Origin of the sequence: Desulfosporosinus metallidurans, from assembly GCF_001936615.1 — a bacterium.
GTDB classification, from domain to species: Bacteria; Bacillota; Desulfitobacteriia; order Desulfitobacteriales; family Desulfitobacteriaceae; genus Desulfosporosinus; species Desulfosporosinus metallidurans.
This window is the reverse complement of sequence record NZ_MLBF01000079.1, coordinates 1-14,589: the sequence shown is the minus strand read 5'-3', so window position 1 is coordinate 14,589 and position 14,589 is coordinate 1. Positions and strand designations below refer to the sequence as shown.

Sequence of the window (14,589 nt, the reverse complement as noted above, 5' to 3'; positions counted from 1 at the left end):
TATTACTATATTTCAAAGGTTTTTTAAACACATATTTAAGAAAATAAAACTAAGACCTCAATCAAGCAATTCTAATGGTTTGTCATCAAAATCTAATGCTAACGTATACTGCTATTGCCTAGCAATATATGATTTACTTTTATTATATTTGTTGGGTCTGATAATGACGATTACGTACAGTAACATAAATCCTGCATTCCCGCATTGGTGTAACGAGAATGGCTACATGCCTTGAAAACACTGGGTTCTCACCTCGTTACATATAATTAGTGTAACGAGGTGAATTGATATAGGTAAATCCCCGCAACTATTGGATTTACTAGCTTTGAAGAATTCCTCGTTACATTTTTTCGGGAAGGCAGGATAAATATCATTTCCTTGTTTTTTTAAGGATCTGTCTCCGGCAAATGAATTATTTTTTTCTAAAGTTCGTCGTCAAAACCAACTAATCGAAGACAAATTTCACTCGTGGACTATCTTTCCATTCGTTTCTTAATTCTTCAATATAATTACTGTTATCATTATTATTCATAATTTCTTCATACATGGGCTTTAATTGTGGATACCTCTTATTTATAAGCTAAAGTGCTGGGTGTGGTGTGGGTAATGTCAACTTTTATTGTTCACGTCGTTCCATTTTTAGCGTGTACTGTACAATATCTCATAATAGGTTTTGATTTGGACCTTCTTTCAACCTCAACGAAACCAGCCTTTTCAAAAGCAGAAGGGATACCCGTCCACTCAAAGGCATCGGGAACTTGTTCTCCGTATGGTACGCCAGGATACCCCTCAATTATCTTAACATTGTTAATCTCGCAGTATTTAATAACCCCTTTTAGAAGTTCAAGAGATATGCCTTTTCTTCTAAAGGATTTAGATATAAAAAAACAAGTTACGGACCAAACCTGTTCATTATCAATTCTTTTTAAGACTCGCGAATTTTCGAGTCTTAAATAATCTTCTCTCGGCGCAACTGCACACCAACCAATGGGTTCGTTATCTATATAAGCTAAAACCCCTGTTTTCATATTCTGTTCAACCAGTGTTCTCATGGCACTTCTATTTTCCTTCCCCTTTTGACGCTCGAAGTCTGATCTCTTTAAACGCCACGACATGCACCAACACCCATCACATGCTCCTCTTTCCCCAAATAGCTTCTCAAAATCAACCCACCTAGGAAGATCTAATTCGTAAATCTTTAAGTTCACTTCATTGTTAGCATAGATTTGCATAATAATCCTCTTCTCTTGATACTCACCGTTTGGAAGTCAGCAAACATCCTAACTACTTTAATGTGTATCTATGAATTTTTGTAATTCATCGTGCCAGGCATCAGGCTCAAATGTACCTATCCCTGTAGTCTCTCCAAACAAAAGGTCAATGATATAGCGTGGTTTTTTACCGCCGATGAACATTGCTTTGATACAGGAAACACAATAAACCACTACATTGTCACAAGGCATTTCGTTCGAGCGTTTTTCCATCTGTTTCTTGACCTGCTCTATAGGCAATACGCCGTAAAAACTATCCCCGCAACAGACCGCTTTTGTACGAGTATTCTTCGGTTCAGCGATATTAATATTCATCCTCTCAAGGAGTTTTCTAATTGCAGAATGTACCCTTTCCTCGGTACGTGTTGGGCAGGCATCATGTATGGACATTTTCATACCGTTATAGTCAGGAAACGGAAAGGTTTTGCTTTCGGCTAATATTTCCCAGAGTGATACTGTAGATATCCCCTTATAAAGCTCTCTATAGCGCCTATCACAGCCTGCGCAGGTATTAATTACTTGCGTGCCCTTTTCAAGGTTAGGCTCATGTCTGCAACAAATTAGGTGTTCATTAATAACATCCAAATCTTGATTTAAAAACTCTAATACTTTTTTAGCAAGCTCTTGCTTATATATCAACAGCGCACAACCTGGCGCATAGACTTGTTTCATTTAATAATTCCTCCAGATTAGTTCTATCACAAAGATATTATAAGTGAAATGCAACCGAAGATCTTCCTGTATTTCAGTTACATACCAATATTCCGACTCCCCAGTTTAGCAAGACGCCACCCCGGCGGGTTGTAGCGGGGGTAGAATGTTCGACAACCGCTTTATCATGACAAATCATTCTACGTGTTCAATTAGAACTAGGAATTAAGATATTTAGTGTAAACATAATTGCCTTCTTCGTTATCTCTTCACATAAATGTGGTGGATTGTCTGGCTTAAATCCTTCTGGTCTTAGATCTCTACAATTTAAACTTCCAAACTCGTCTTCAAATCCTTCTGCAAAATTATTGAATTTATTTACTATATCCTCAGGTTCGAGTCCTTTTTCTCTTCCTTGAATTCCAATAAACATTAATGCTCCTGCAACTAGTCCACACTGAGCCCCATACCGGCCTGCTCCAGGCATCCCAATTGCTGCATCAAGAATTTGTGAGTTCAAATTAATATGAAAATTTCTGAAAAAGTCAGTAATGATGTAGTCGCACAGTTCAAATCATCATTCCAATAAAGGCTGTGAATTCTTTCATTTATATACTCCCGATATGCATAATCGAGCACGGTTCGGAGACGACGGGCGCAAGGGGGCTTAGGCAAGGAATGCAAATTGATTTTCTCAAGCTACGAAATATACGTTTGTCAGGAGTCGATTGGTATTGCTAAAAATAAAGAGAGCGGGTATTGACCGCTCCAGTTTATCAGCCTTTAAATCCAGCACTCCTCGAAAGATGATAAAGAATTAATTGATTTAAGCTTATATTTTCTCTTTTAGCGAGTTCAGCTAAATACCTATGGAGGCTTTTTGGAACTCGCACATTAAATTTCCCTGAGTAGTCGTCTTTAGCCGGTTCAGAAATTTCGATGCCTTGTTCCAAAGCTATCTCTATCCATCCCCTTTTGGCGTCCTCGATCATGGCCAATGCTTCATCAGCGGTCTCAGCTTGGGTAATGCAACCAGGCAGATCAGGTATTTCAATAACATACCCACCCTCTTCAGCCGGGAATAAAGCGTATTTATACGGGAGAGCTAAGTAATAATCAATCCCTTTATTCGTCATCGTTAATCTCTCCTTCCAACAGTTCGATGGCCCGCTCAACGTATGTAGCTTTAATATGTGGTTTGTGAAATGGGACCGAGAGAAGCTTCTCTCCCTTTGTGTAGTAATAGTGACTGGAGCCTTTGGATGATTGACGTTTAGTAAATCCGTAATGGATTAATATTTTGTCTAATTCTTCGAATCTTACATTCTTAGGATTATTCCGAATACGTTCGAGTAGCTTTTTAAGCTTGCTCAACAGCTTCACCCCTATATAAATAGTACCATATATAGTGGCAAATATCAAATGTATTTGGTTACTTCTTGATTATCGAAAAATAAATGGCGCTTAGGTTTAATATAAAGTCCGAACGCCACTTGTATGAAATCTCATTACTTTAGCGGAGAATTAAAAGCACAGTGATAACGTGTGTGAATATTGAGGTTAATTAAGTCCTAGGGCCAGAGATAGAGAAGCCTTAAACGACTCTCCGCCAGATAATGATTTTACTGTACGTATTTTACCAGTGTAATTGTCCAATACATCTAGCTCTAAAACCGATTGAGAACGATGATCTGTTGCATTCTCTTTGCGCAGTAGTTCATATCGTCCATTGGACAAGGCCTTTAAGCGTTTGTTTGCTTCTACGATAATTTGGTTAAAGTAAGATGCCTGCACAAATTGTTCAAAGGCGAGTTTTTGCTTCCCAGTAAGTTCTCTGTTGGCAGTTTTCGATAAATTGCTAACCACTAAATAATCCTTTTCCAGTTGATGTCGCTCCGTTTCTCCCTTCGTTATAGCTTTAGTAATTGTCTCATTGATCTGAAGTCTTGCGACAAAATCTCCTGCACTTTTTGTCCAAGGTTTCTTTTTTAAGTTGTAATGTACTTTGTTCCTCCAAAATCTTGACGGTATCTTTCGGTTGCTTATCTTTTGTTTCGGCAATGAGCCTCACAATCTCTGAATTCGTACTTTTATAAGCATCAATCCAACTAAATTCTTACGAACTGTAAAATCAAAGAAAGATGATTGATGTTAATCATAATGCCTGCAAGTTATTTGAATACTCGTTGCCTTGGATAATGTCGTATTATGGGTTAGGTTCGAAGAATCTCAACGTTAGATCTACGTAAAAAATATATTGTTTTCACGCAAAAGGAGCAGATATTCCAATCAAAATATCTGCTCAAATAATTTTAAATACAACTTACACCCATTACTTTAAAAAACCAGAATAAACGGGTTTTCATTGACGTTCCTTCTATTTTTCTGGAATAATTTCATTCACACAATTCAATGCGTTTAAGGTTCTTGGAAATCCCATATCGGGCAAGCATTGTGTGATTGCCTCAATCATCAGTTCCTTGTTGTTTCCGACATTCAGGTTTCCCTGCACATGGGCTTTTACCTGACTCTCACAGCCACCCAAGGTGCTGATGATGCATAAGGTCAGTAATTCTCTCATTTTTACATCAAGTCCGCTTCTGGTATAAAAATCGCCGAAGCACATAGCAGACAGGTACTCCTGAATGTGTTTCTGATTTTTCGGAGTGTTTTCCTGCATTTTATCAATCACATCACCAAATATGGACTTCTGTACCTTTAGGCCCTCTTCAAACCGATTGTCCTCCGTGACCTGTTTCTGGCTTTCCACCGGAAGTGAAATATTCATTTCTTTGAAAGCCTCGTTAGCCTGATAGATTGCATTGAGTGCCTTAGGAAAACCAATGTAAGGCGCACATTGGTATAAGGCTTCTTTGATTTCAATCGGAGTCAAACCGATATTTAGCGCCACCTTGACATGAACCTTTACCTCTCCAAGCGTCTGATTGGTAGTCAATACGACCAGCGTGATCAGTTCACGTTGCTTGTCGGTCAATTTACCACGGTAGAACACGTCGCCAAAGATAAAGTTGTTCATAATATCAGTAAAGTCCGGGTCTGTGGTAAATGCTGAGAAATCAGTATCACCGAACAATTCCGCAAATTTCTGTTTGCATCGTTCAATTCTGTCCATTGTCCTTTGCTCCTAACCTTTGACTGTTTTACTTTTTTACTCATTGAAATCATCTTCCGTATTCTGAGTTATCTTAACTTCAAAATAATTTTTTGCTTCCCGCATCCTACTGCGGATTTCCACATGGAACGGGCAGTTCTTTTCGCAGGCACCGCATTCGATGCAGTCATTTGCGTTTTTGCTTAATTTCATGTAATGGTTCTTTGCGAGTTCGTCACCAACTTTTGCCAGATCCATATATTTGTTTACGGAACCAATATCGATTCCAGACGGGCATGGCTGACAGTGGTTGCAGTAAATGCAGGTACCCTGTATGTCGCGGTGCGGCAAGCTGCCGATAAAGGAATAGTACCGTTCCTCTCCAGAAGCCGAGTAATATTTGAGTACATCCTCCAAATCGGCTCTGGAGCGTACACCCGGCAGACATGAGAGAACAGCGGGGCGGTCCAGCGCGTACTGTATGCATTGAGAGATCGTCATGTTACGGCGGAAAGGAGATGTCTTTGCATTCAGCAGCTGTCCGCCGCCATAAGGCTTCATGACCGTGATGCCGATGTTTCGTTTTTCACATTCCCGATAGAGTTCTATACGCTCATGTGATAAAGATAGTTTGCCCCGTGACGGCTCAAAATCATAGGCGGCGTTAAGGCTGAACATAAAGATGTCGATCTCTCCGGTCTCGATAAAGAGTCTGCAAATATCCGCAGAATGGGAATCAGATTGATGCCGTGATCCATGCCATAACAAATAATATCTTCAATTTCTCGCGCTGTGGCATCGTGCAGGCTTCCTGCACCAATACCGATCGTGCTGATTTTGCCACCGTGCGGCAAATTTTTGTATTCCATAAATCCTTGCTCACTTTCCAGGGTAACTTCATTGATACGTAAGAAAAGCTGAATGACAAGTCACCCTGAAGTCATCCAGCTTTTTCTCTAAAACGGATATCCTTAACTTGTGGGTATTACCGATAAAATCGTTTTGGAATCCTACCTGTTAAGAAAAAGAACTTTCAGCAACACCGCAAGAAAAATTCATGTTATTTTAAATTGTTATATTCTTGATCCGTTACAGGTTCCAACCATTCAGCGTCTCCCTTTTGAGCATTAGTAGTTATCGCGATATGTGTAAACCAGCTATCCGGTGTAGCACCATGCCAATGTTTCACATCCGGATGGATCTTTACGACATCCCCTTCATGAAGCACCTGTACCGGCTTACCTTCTTCCTGATAAGATCCTTTGCCGCCGGTAACAAGCAGAAGCTGGCCACCTGGATGTTTATGCCAATTGTTTCTTGCGCCTGGTTCAAAAGTTACATTACCTATCGGGCAATTAAACGTGCTGTCATTAGAAACCAGCATTTCAAGCCATGCTGTCCCAATGAAATAGTCATTCGTAATTTTTTCACCTTTCGGGAAGATTACACTTTCACTTAAATTATTTGATGTATTCATATTTCATTCTCCTTTTTCATGATACTACTTTCTTGATTGTTAAAGATTGTTACCGAAAAATCAGTTAACTTGGTTACAGCCTGATCTACTTATTTACTGTTTACTTCTGCGGCCTTGCCCCTTTGGCTACTTTTGTTTTTAACTTTTATAGGCATATGGATCTGGCGAAAAACGGAATTAGAACTTATTCATACACAGCATTGCATATACCGAATATCTCATCAGAAGTCAGTGGATGTGTTCCAGCTAAGGAATTTTTACCTAAGCCTCCCACACGAATGGTTTCATCAGCCATCATTTTCAAATCTTCTTTCTTTACACCCACGTTTTTCAAAGTATCGTATGCTCCAATTTCCTTAAACCAATTCACCACTGCAACAATCGTTGCATCGGCTGCTTGCATGTCATCTTCAATCGCTATATCAAAAACGCGGCGGCCAAGTCTAGCCAAACGATGGGGGCGATCCGTTTGAATGACAAGCCGGAAATATGCCGGGGCCAAGATTGCTAATCCCCGACCATGTGAGATGTCATAATGTGCGGATATTGTGTGTTCCATTGCGTGGACAGGGTAACTACCTTCCCGGCCAGCGTTGGCAATCCCTATCAAAGCAAGTGTGCTGGTCCATAGCAAATGCGCACGCGCTTCATAATCGTTTGGCTTGTTAATTGCAAGTTTGGCAAACCGTACAGCATTTCTCATGAGTCCTTCCGTGATTTCATCTTGAACATTCGCGTGTTCATCACCTGTAAAATAGCCTTCATACAGGTGTGTAAACATATCGACGGCGCCATCGGCTGTATAGTTTGCAGGAACGGTGTATGTGAGTTCAGGGTCAAGAATAGCAGCTTTTGGAGAGAGAGCTGGACCATTGATTCCGGATTTCTCTTTGGTTTTTAAATTTGTAATCACGGCCCCACCGTCTGCTTCAGAACCGGTTGCAGCTAACGTTGGAATCGTAACGATGGGCAGGGCTTTTTGGATAGGCAGCAATTCTCTCCATTTTCCTGTAAAATTCCCGCGAATGTATTCATGAATTGGCAGACCTGAAACTGCAACTGTCGCAATTGCTTTGGCTGCATCCATTGCAGAACCGCCACCAAGTCCTACAATAACATCACAATGATTTTCACGGGCGATATGGCCGGCTTCATCGACCGTTTCCGCACGCGGGTTTGGTTCTATACGATTGAATACAACAGAATCTACTCCAGCTTGTTTCAATGATGCGATTACCTTGTCCAAAACACCTGTTTTCTTAGTCGAGGAACGTCCGGTTACAATCAATGCCTTTTTCCCATATTCACATACGATTTCCCCGGATTTTAATACTTCACCTTTACCAAAAATAATTTTCGTTGGCATATGCAAGGCAAAGTTTAACATATAGATCACACTCCGTACTTTTCAATTTTAATTTATAAAGCAACGCCAAATGCATTCAAGGCCCTCGAAAAAGGGAAAACAGCGTCTTACCGGATAAAGTTGGTAAATGTGTTTTCTTCGCGCTCAGGGAACGGAACACCAGCTTTGATACCGGCCTCTTTGCACTTTAAGAACCATGCCATATTTCTTCCTAATATACGCATTATCTGCAATCCCTCTAAATCTTTTTTTACGTCCTCCAGTGTGGAGCCGTGTACCATGTTCCAATACCTCGATGAGATAACAGGCATTTCCGATATGGTGAAATATTTATTAAGCTGGTCAAATGTTGCGGTCGTCCCCGCCCTTCTGGCGGAAACAATAGCGGCTGCCGGTTTTAGGTAAAAAACTTGTTTTCCAGAGCATAAATCGGTATAGAAAGCACGGTCTAGAAATGAAGTAATGGCACCTCCTGCAGACGCATAATGTACGGGCGAACCGAATACAAACCCGTCGGCGTCTCCCGCAATATCGAGAAAATCATTGACTCTGTCAGGAAATATACAATGCCCCGTGTTCTGGCAGTTTCTACAGGCAATACATCCGGATAACGGCTTGGTTCCAATCTGAAAGATTTCAGTTTCAATCCCTTCTGCATTCAGTGTTTTAGCCACTTCTTCCAATGCCGTATAGGTACACCCCTTTTCATGGGGACTTCCATTAACTAATAATACTTTCATACTTGCCTCCTGTTTGTGTTTTGAACTTGTAATCAGCATTAGCTTTTATACAATTTGATTTATTCAATTTAATAATCCTTTTTAACTCTACCTACTCTACTCCCTGCAATTTCAACGTTTGATAATGCTTCATTTAGCATAGATAACTCATCTTCAGTTAATTCAATATCTGCTGCACCTATGTTTTCTTCCAAACGGTTTAATTTAAGAGTTCCTGGAATTGGAACAACCCAAGGTTTTTGTGCAAGTACCCGGATCAACACGATGTTGATAAAGTAAATCAATTGAATCAACTCTTAATCGTTTTAAAGAACCTTCAACTGATTTTCTAATATTTTCTGGTGTGCTATCCATCAATAAATCACCACTTTGCCCATGTTCAAAAGCAACACCGAATTTAGTAGCAATCACAACTTTACCCTTATATGGTTCAAGTGCTTCCCCTACCAATTCTTCATTTACATAAGGCCCATAAACTTCGGCTGTATCAAAGAATGTAACCCCACGTTCAACCGCTGAACGAATTAGTTTAATCATTTCTTCTTTATTTGCAGCTGGTTCATATGCATGACTCATTCCCATGCAACCAAGACCAATGGCGGATACTTCAAGTCCACTATTTCCTAATTTGCGTTTTTCCAATTCTATTTCCCTTTCTTTTATGGTATTAAATCGAATTTTTTTAGCCAGTTTGCAACATCTTTGTCTGCTCTGTCAACACTGCCGCCTCGAATCGCTAAACCGGACAGCACCTTTGCATTCGGACAAAGTTTCTTGATATCGCGTTCACTACTTCCCATTCCACTACCTTCATGTGTGCAATATGGAATAATGGTCTTTCCAGAAAAATCATACGACTCTAAAAACGCAAATACCGCCATCGGCATCGTTCCCCACCAATTCGGATACCCGATATAAATCACATCATAGGAATCCATATCATCTACTATTTCTGCAAGCTCAGGTCTGGCATTTTCCCTCTTTTCTTCCTGTGCTACATTTGTTGTTTCCGTATAATCTTCTGGATAAGATTTTACAGATTTGATTTGGAACATGTCGTTTCCTGTTAATTTCTGTATTTTTTTTGCTATCACTTCTGTGTTTCCAATTGGCAGGTTTACAATACTACCTCCCACATAATTATTTCCTCTGCGTGAAAAATAAGCGATAAGGCTCTTTGAATTTGCCATTTCCTATCCCTTTCTATCAATCATATTTTTTATTCTACCTACGCCGTTCCTTGGACTTGCAGATAATATCAATACATTTTTACCCATAAACCTAATCCTCCGACCTTTTTAGCTCTTTTTCTTTTTCAACCACCGACTGTTCATAACTTTCGATTTTATAATTCAGACGTTCCAGCGTTTTATTCATATCTTCCATTTTTGCTATTAACTGCTTACGCTGCTCGGTCAAAAGTTCTTTTCTGGCCTTAACGGTCGTATCACCCTGTTGAAACAACCCAACATACTCAATCAACACTTCAATCGGAAGACCTGCATTTCTCATACATTTGATAAATTCGACCCACCTGCAGTCTTCTTCCGTATAATCCCTGATTCCGCTTTTATTTCGATTTACACCAGGAAGCAGTCCGATGCGTTCATAATAGCGGAGTGTATCCTGTGAAAGATCAAATTTTTTACTTACTTCTGCAATTGTCATACGATTTTACCTCCTGACATCCGATATCATAACACTTGGAGTTAGCTCCAAGTCAAGAGTTTTTAGCAGCACTAATCCATGCTACTATTTAAAAAAACGGAGTGTTATGTGCGTCCGTCTTTTAAGAGCTCAGAAAATCACACTGCTCCTTCAAGAATCTTTTGGCTTATATCCAATGTAAGATCCTGAGTTTCCGAGAGCGCTGTCATCCCATGAGCCTTCAGCTGTTCAATAACAACTGGTATTTTATCAGCTCCAACGCCATATTGAGACAGACGAGTTTTAACACCAAGGCTTTCAAAGAATTCTCTAGTTTTCAGAATTGCCAAGTCGATCTTTTCCTTATCGCTGCCACCCTCGATATGCCATACACGTTCTGCATATTGCAGAAGTTTAGCGCGTTTTTGTTCGCGTCTTACCTCTAGTAATGAGGGCAATACAATCGCTAAAGTCTGTCCATGATCAATGCCAAATAATGCGGTAAGTTCATGTCCGATCATATGACTCGCCCAATCCTGTGGAACCCCTGCACCAACTATCCCATTCAATGCAAGAGTTGCACACCAAACATGATTAGCACGCGCAGCATAATTTTCGGGTTCTACAACTGTAGTTTCACCTATTTCAATCAATGTTTGCAAAATACCCTCAGCTATACGATCCTGCAACTTACCATCCACAGGATATGTGAGATATTGCTCAGTTGTATGCACAAATGCGTCAATCACTCCATTGGCAACCTGAGTCTTGGGAAGCGAAAAAGTAATGGTCGGATCTAATATTGAAAACTTAGGAAAAGCTAACTCACTCATAACGGCATATTTTCCGTGCTCATAGCTGATTACAGCTCCGCTATTCATTTCAGAGCCGGTAGCAGGTAAAGTTAGCACTGTACCGAATGGAACCACTTTTCCTACTACATCCAAAGGGATAGGCATCATGCCGTACTTCAACAAATCACGAGAATTCCCTTTGTAATAGGAAGCAAGCGTTATGAATTTAGTTCCGTCGATAACAGACCCTCCGCCAACAGCAAGCAAAAAATCAATATTCTCATTCCGAACAATTTCTACGCCTTTAACTAATGTTTCGTAACGAGGGTTCGGCTCTATACCGCCGAATTCATAAACCTTCCTGTTCCCAAGTACAGTTTTAATCTTATTGATAAGGCCACTCTTTTTAGCACTTCCACCTCCATAGGTTATTAAGACAGTAGCCTCGGCTGGAACATACTTATCAATACTCTCAAGCCTGTTCTCACCAAATAAAATACGTGTTGGATTGTAAAAATCAAAGTTAAACATAAGAGAACCTCCTGAATATTTTTTGCATTTTCAGTATAAATTCTGGAGTTCACTCCAAGTCAAGTGTTTTTTGAAAAACTATTAATTTTACAATGCTTTCTGAAGTTAATAAACAGCATCTTTCTTTGAATAAAATGATACAGAGATCCGTTAAATTGCATGAAACTTAGTCCATTTTCCACTTATATACCGGTATACGAAAATGATTGCCTTGACAATCCAATCGATAAACATAGCTACCCATGTGCCGAACATTCCCATATTAAAATAAATACCGAGCAGATAAGCTAGTGCAATACGACAGAAAAACATGGACAAAATACTAAAAATCATTGGAAATTTGGCATCTCCTGATGCACGGAATGTCACAGGCAAGGTATAACCAAGTGGCCAGATTGCTACTGTAAATGCTGCATGCCACCAAACGATTTGTGTGGTCAATGACGTTGCGGTCTCAGATAATCCATAGACATTTAATATGACTGGGAGTAAAGCAAGTACTAATGCGCTGCTTAATACATTTGCCACATACACGATACCCATAATTTTTTTGGTGTAATATTTAGCCTGTTCATAATCTCCTGCGCCGACACATCTTGATATAACTACAGTTAAACCAAGACCAATTGCCATACCCGGCAGTACTTCAAACATAACAATGGTGCCCGACACCGCATTTGCCGCAATTGCTGCCGTACCAAAAGTAGCAACCAGGCTGAGTACAATGATTCTTCCCAAATAGAACAAGCCGTTTTCCAATCCATATGGAATACCAATGCCTAAGATTTTTTTGATCATCGACCAGTTAAATTTGTGTTTTAAACTTTTCTTTATATATATTGTTTGCTTTTTGTTTAAAGCTAATGTGATAATAATAGCCGCAGCCGCAATACGTGATATCAAGGTCGGTATAGCAACACCCTCAGTTCCAAGGTGGAAGCCGTAAATAAGTATTGCATTTCCTACCGCGTGCGCTATGTTCATAGCCAGCATCACCTTCATGGGCAGTTTGGAATTACCCATAGTACGAAAAACTGCCGCTCCGGCATTATAAAGTGCCAGGAATGGAATGGATACTGCTACAATCGTTAGGTAGGTATTCGCATCCTTGCGTACTTCATCCGTAATCTGCCCGAACAAACCATTTAAAATAAGCGGTTTCGCTAGATAGATAATGACCATGATTATGACGGATATGGCACCGGCAAACCATACTAGTTGATCCGCTGCTTCTTTTGATTCTTCTATCTGCTTCTTGCCCAGATACTGTCCTGCAATGACCGCACCGCCGGTAGATAGTGCTGCGAACAAACTAATGAGCAATGCCATCACGAAATCCACCAAAGACACACCAGACACGGCTGCTTCCCCCACGTGCGCTACCATGATTGAGTCAACCAATCCCACGAGATATTCTAAAAACTGCTCTATGATAAGTGGCAGAAATAATTTGAATAAATCCCGATTCGTAAATAACTTTTTTGTTGCTAAAAATTTCTGCTCCAATCTTAGTCCTCCTGTTAATACCCTTTTCCATTTCATATGCCTGCTTCATTGCAGGATGTCCCTTTAATGTCTCCCTTATCACAGGCTCCAGTTCCGTAAATAATCCCTTTTTCTTTTGCTCGGCTCAGACAGCAGGTAAATCCCCGGAAGCCTTTTTAGCCAGTGTTTCAATTTCTTCCGGTCTGATTCCATAATCGGACATTTGATGTCTGCAACTCCGCAGATGTTCATAGTTTTCACCTCCGCAAAATAACTTACCATCTGGAGTCAACTCCAAGTCAAGCACTTTTTAATAGGAGTACAATAAATTTAAATGCACTCCTATTAGGAAAAGATAATCTATATGTACCGGATAAATATGAATTATCTGCGGGTTATATAAAATCCATTCACCAAAGAACTAATTTAAAGTTTTGAAGAAAATAATAGTTTCTACAATTACGAATGCGTCACAGTGTTCTTCATCAATTAAACCCCATACATTAACTGAGTTTATTACTACTTTGAACACAAAAAAGGGGCTCAGCACTGGCTGATACCCTATCGTACCAAGTTCGCATTATAAGCAGAAGGTGAATAAACTCACCTTTGCTATGGTCCTATATCCTACCACAAAACTATGAAAATTTCTACTCTAATCGCCGCCTATCAGCCCGTCAATCACGCCACGCTGCATAAGCAGCCAGTTCTTGTAAGCGTCAATGTCAGCCGTGCCTTTCGCCACCTCCGCTTTGCGCCTTTTGGATTCCTCGCAGAACGCCGTAAACGCCGCAAACGCCGCCTTGACTTGTTCCCGAAAGGCGGATTGGTGGTAGGGATTTCCTCCATTGGCTTCACTCGTTTGTACCAGTACATGTAAGTGTTTTTCGCGCTTTTCTCATAGTCCAAATCTTTCTTTTCTCCGTCGTACTTTCGTTTGTTCAGCTTGCGCTGCTCCCTCCGGCACTCGTCACTGCAAAGGGTGGGGATATTGGCAGTACACGCAAGGAACAGCCGTCCGCAAACCTTGCACTTCTGAAAATACTTCTTGCCATCGTAAAGCCGTTTGAGCGCGTAGGCGATCAGCGGGATGAGGGACTGGTCAGCTGTGGTGTATTCTCTCACGCTGCTGTCATAGGAATACTGCAAAAGCAGCGGGTACTTGGCGTACTCCACGCCCGCCGTATCGTTTGCCATGCCTTTCAGCGGGTCTTGTGGATGCCACTTCTGCCACTCGTTCACCTGTTCCCACACGGAGAAACGGAACGGCAGCGTCAAATCCTCCAGCCAGCCCAGATAATCCGTGTCGTCCTCCTGCTTCTTTCCAAACCGGCGCGTTCACCGCTGCACCCGTCCCGGTCAAATACCGCCGCACCTCCAGCAGCTCGCCCATGACAAGGTACTCTTTTTCCCGTTTCATATCCATTGACAACGCCAACACTCAGTTTTGCGTAATTGGAAGTGTTCTCTATTCCCTGTTTCCTCCTTTTGGTTGGGAATTTTAATAGTATAGTT

Annotated in this window: 19 protein-coding genes; all 19 read right to left on the bottom strand. The window is 40.7% G+C overall.

Annotation, left to right across the window (positions count from 1 at the left end; translation table 11 throughout):
* Positions 1 to 623: 623 nt before the first annotated feature.
* Complete coding sequence (locus tag DSOL_RS24075; protein ID WP_083643000.1) at positions 624 to 1,232, bottom strand: GNAT family N-acetyltransferase; 609 nt, start codon at positions 1,230 to 1,232, stop codon at positions 624 to 626.
* A 57-nt stretch (positions 1,233 to 1,289) separates the two neighbouring features.
* Positions 1,290 to 1,943 (bottom strand): (Fe-S)-binding protein, encoded by a 654-nt coding sequence (locus DSOL_RS24070; protein ID WP_075367269.1) that lies wholly within the window; start codon positions 1,941 to 1,943, stop codon positions 1,290 to 1,292.
* A 187-nt stretch (positions 1,944 to 2,130) separates the two neighbouring features.
* The gene (locus DSOL_RS24065; RefSeq protein WP_345788426.1) at positions 2,131 to 2,442 is read right to left on the bottom strand and encodes a C-GCAxxG-C-C family protein; all 312 of its coding nucleotides are present in this window, start codon (positions 2,440 to 2,442) and stop codon (positions 2,131 to 2,133) included.
* Positions 2,443 to 2,698: 256 nt separating this feature from the next.
* Positions 2,699 to 3,058, bottom strand: a complete 360-nt coding sequence (locus DSOL_RS24060; RefSeq protein ID WP_075367268.1) for a type II toxin-antitoxin system HicB family antitoxin — start codon at positions 3,056 to 3,058, stop codon at positions 2,699 to 2,701.
* Entirely contained in the window at positions 3,048 to 3,305 is a 258-nt protein-coding gene (locus tag DSOL_RS24055) for a type II toxin-antitoxin system HicA family toxin (RefSeq protein ID WP_345788427.1), read from the bottom strand. The genes DSOL_RS24060 and DSOL_RS24055 overlap by 11 nt, the downstream gene beginning before the upstream one ends.
* Positions 3,306 to 3,482: 177 nt before the next feature.
* On the bottom strand, positions 3,483 to 3,983 hold the full coding sequence (locus tag DSOL_RS24050; protein ID WP_075367266.1) for a hypothetical protein: 501 nt from the start codon (positions 3,981 to 3,983) through the stop codon (positions 3,483 to 3,485).
* Between the two features lie 316 nt (positions 3,984 to 4,299).
* Positions 4,300 to 5,055, bottom strand: coding sequence for a carboxymuconolactone decarboxylase family protein (locus DSOL_RS24045; RefSeq protein WP_075367265.1), 756 nt, complete (start codon positions 5,053 to 5,055; stop codon positions 4,300 to 4,302).
* Between the two features lie 36 nt (positions 5,056 to 5,091).
* A complete protein-coding gene (locus DSOL_RS24040) occupies positions 5,092 to 5,712 on the bottom strand; it encodes a 4Fe-4S dicluster domain-containing protein (RefSeq protein ID WP_207649671.1) in 621 nt (206 codons plus the stop codon).
* A gap of 382 nt (positions 5,713 to 6,094) precedes the next feature.
* Positions 6,095 to 6,511, bottom strand: a complete 417-nt coding sequence (locus DSOL_RS24035) for a (R)-mandelonitrile lyase (RefSeq protein ID WP_075367264.1) — start codon at positions 6,509 to 6,511, stop codon at positions 6,095 to 6,097.
* Between the two features lie 184 nt (positions 6,512 to 6,695).
* Entirely contained in the window at positions 6,696 to 7,898 is a 1,203-nt protein-coding gene (locus DSOL_RS24030) for an iron-containing alcohol dehydrogenase (protein ID WP_075367263.1), read from the bottom strand.
* 86 nt (positions 7,899 to 7,984) lie between these two features.
* Positions 7,985 to 8,617, bottom strand: coding sequence for a flavodoxin family protein (locus tag DSOL_RS24025; RefSeq protein WP_075367262.1), 633 nt, complete (start codon positions 8,615 to 8,617; stop codon positions 7,985 to 7,987).
* A 204-nt stretch (positions 8,618 to 8,821) separates the two neighbouring features.
* Positions 8,822 to 9,259, bottom strand: a complete 438-nt coding sequence (locus DSOL_RS24020) for an aldo/keto reductase (RefSeq protein ID WP_427854455.1) — start codon at positions 9,257 to 9,259, stop codon at positions 8,822 to 8,824.
* A 17-nt stretch (positions 9,260 to 9,276) separates the two neighbouring features.
* Positions 9,277 to 9,807: a flavodoxin gene (locus tag DSOL_RS24015; protein ID WP_075367261.1), complete on the bottom strand. Its 531-nt coding sequence runs from the start codon at positions 9,805 to 9,807 to the stop codon at positions 9,277 to 9,279.
* Positions 9,808 to 9,898: 91 nt separating this feature from the next.
* Entirely contained in the window at positions 9,899 to 10,285 is a 387-nt protein-coding gene (locus DSOL_RS24010) for a MerR family transcriptional regulator (RefSeq protein ID WP_075367260.1), read from the bottom strand.
* Between the two features lie 137 nt (positions 10,286 to 10,422).
* The gene (locus tag DSOL_RS24005) at positions 10,423 to 11,589 is read right to left on the bottom strand and encodes an iron-containing alcohol dehydrogenase (RefSeq protein WP_075367259.1); all 1,167 of its coding nucleotides are present in this window, start codon (positions 11,587 to 11,589) and stop codon (positions 10,423 to 10,425) included.
* A 150-nt stretch (positions 11,590 to 11,739) separates the two neighbouring features.
* Positions 11,740 to 13,095 (bottom strand): MATE family efflux transporter, encoded by a 1,356-nt coding sequence (locus DSOL_RS24000; protein ID WP_345788425.1) that lies wholly within the window; start codon positions 13,093 to 13,095, stop codon positions 11,740 to 11,742.
* Between the two features lie 78 nt (positions 13,096 to 13,173).
* Positions 13,174 to 13,356, bottom strand: a complete 183-nt coding sequence (locus tag DSOL_RS29850; protein WP_170871608.1) for a hypothetical protein — start codon at positions 13,354 to 13,356, stop codon at positions 13,174 to 13,176.
* A 399-nt stretch (positions 13,357 to 13,755) separates the two neighbouring features.
* Complete coding sequence (locus DSOL_RS23995) at positions 13,756 to 14,271, bottom strand: hypothetical protein (protein ID WP_139314597.1); 516 nt, start codon at positions 14,269 to 14,271, stop codon at positions 13,756 to 13,758.
* Positions 14,207 to 14,500 (bottom strand): hypothetical protein, encoded by a 294-nt coding sequence (locus tag DSOL_RS27650; protein WP_170871607.1) that lies wholly within the window; start codon positions 14,498 to 14,500, stop codon positions 14,207 to 14,209. The genes DSOL_RS23995 and DSOL_RS27650 overlap by 65 nt, the downstream gene beginning before the upstream one ends.
* Between the last annotated feature and the right edge of the window lie 89 nt (positions 14,501 to 14,589).

What these genes read in the sequence shown, in the direction of transcription:
- DSOL_RS23995 (WP_139314597.1), bottom strand. Translation starts at nt 14,271, where the DNA reads ATGGCAAACGATACGGCGGGCGTGGAGTACGCCAAGTACCCGCTGCTT.
- DSOL_RS24035 (WP_075367264.1), bottom strand. Translation starts at nt 6,511, where the DNA reads ATGAATACATCAAATAATTTAAGTGAAAGTGTAATCTTCCCGAAAGGT.
- DSOL_RS27650 (WP_170871607.1), bottom strand. Translation starts at nt 14,500, where the DNA reads ATGGATATGAAACGGGAAAAAGAGTACCTTGTCATGGGCGAGCTGCTG.
- DSOL_RS24070 (WP_075367269.1), bottom strand. Translation starts at nt 1,943, where the DNA reads ATGAAACAAGTCTATGCGCCAGGTTGTGCGCTGTTGATATATAAGCAA.
- DSOL_RS24025 (WP_075367262.1), bottom strand. Translation starts at nt 8,617, where the DNA reads ATGAAAGTATTATTAGTTAATGGAAGTCCCCATGAAAAGGGGTGTACC.
- DSOL_RS24075 (WP_083643000.1), bottom strand. Translation starts at nt 1,232, where the DNA reads ATGCAAATCTATGCTAACAATGAAGTGAACTTAAAGATTTACGAATTA.
- DSOL_RS24030 (WP_075367263.1), bottom strand. Translation starts at nt 7,898, where the DNA reads ATGTTAAACTTTGCCTTGCATATGCCAACGAAAATTATTTTTGGTAAA.
- DSOL_RS24015 (WP_075367261.1), bottom strand. Translation starts at nt 9,807, where the DNA reads ATGGCAAATTCAAAGAGCCTTATCGCTTATTTTTCACGCAGAGGAAAT.
- DSOL_RS24060 (WP_075367268.1), bottom strand. Translation starts at nt 3,058, where the DNA reads ATGACGAATAAAGGGATTGATTATTACTTAGCTCTCCCGTATAAATAC.
- DSOL_RS24045 (WP_075367265.1), bottom strand. Translation starts at nt 5,055, where the DNA reads ATGGACAGAATTGAACGATGCAAACAGAAATTTGCGGAATTGTTCGGT.
- DSOL_RS24005 (WP_075367259.1), bottom strand. Translation starts at nt 11,589, where the DNA reads ATGTTTAACTTTGATTTTTACAATCCAACACGTATTTTATTTGGTGAG.
- DSOL_RS29850 (WP_170871608.1), bottom strand. Translation starts at nt 13,356, where the DNA reads ATGGTAAGTTATTTTGCGGAGGTGAAAACTATGAACATCTGCGGAGTT.
- DSOL_RS24010 (WP_075367260.1), bottom strand. Translation starts at nt 10,285, where the DNA reads ATGACAATTGCAGAAGTAAGTAAAAAATTTGATCTTTCACAGGATACA.
- DSOL_RS24040 (WP_207649671.1), bottom strand. Translation starts at nt 5,712, where the DNA reads ATGTTCAGCCTTAACGCCGCCTATGATTTTGAGCCGTCACGGGGCAAA.